The organism is Polaromonas sp. P1_G2, from assembly GCF_056405515.1.
Map to the genome: position 1 here is coordinate 1 of NZ_JBFUBY010001833.1, position 351 is coordinate 351.

Consider the following 351-nt stretch of genomic DNA (forward strand, 5'->3'; position numbering starts at 1 on the left):
AGCTCGTGCTGATGGACGAGCCGCTCGGCGCCCTTGATAAGCAGTTGCGCGAGCACATGCAGATCGAGATCAAGCATCTGCATGCCCGTCTTGGCATCAATGTCGTCTATGTCACGCATGACCAGAGCGAGGCGCTGACCATGTCGGATCGCGTCGGCGTGTTCAACGACGGCATCCTGCAGCAGATCGCGGCTCCCGATGCGCTCTACGAAATGCCGGCCAATCCGTTCGTCGCCACCTTCATCGGCGAAAACAATGCCATTGCCGGCGAGGTCGTGGCGCTGGAGTCCGGGCATTGCCGGATCCGCACAAGTGACGGATCGATCATCGTGGCCGGCGCGGGCGAGGGGC

1 pseudogene is annotated in these 351 nt (G+C 62.4%); it reads left to right on the forward strand.

Annotated elements, in window-relative coordinates:
• A pseudogene (locus tag AC1D0P_RS32815) lies at positions 1-351 on the forward strand (Fe3+/spermidine/putrescine ABC transporter ATP-binding protein); the annotation flags it as partial.